This window comes from Microvirga pakistanensis (assembly GCF_004458765.1).
Lineage (GTDB): Bacteria > Pseudomonadota > Alphaproteobacteria > Rhizobiales > Beijerinckiaceae > Microvirga > Microvirga pakistanensis.
The window spans coordinates 1-223 of record NZ_SPJX01000120.1; the positions used below are offsets into that span (position 1 = coordinate 1).

The following is a 223-nucleotide window of genomic DNA, read 5'->3' on the forward strand; positions in this document are numbered from 1 at the left end:
CCAAGCCCCAGCGGGCTTCTCGGTCACGCCCCTGGCCCGGGTGAAACCCGTGAACACGAAGCCGGGGATCAGAAGATGGGCGGTCACTTGGCAGCCCGGCCTGTTGCGCAAGTCGTGCGACAGGGCTTCCGTCACCACTTTGACGCCAGCCTTCGACACATTATAGGCGGTGTCGCCAGGCGGGGTGGTGATGCCCTGTTTCGAGCCCGTATTGATGATGGCA

General features: G+C 63.7%; 1 protein-coding gene. It reads right to left on the reverse strand.

The window, feature by feature from the left end:
- Positions 1-223: SDR family NAD(P)-dependent oxidoreductase (locus E4K09_RS04320; protein ID WP_134495433.1), on the reverse strand; the 223-nt coding region annotated here is incomplete at both ends.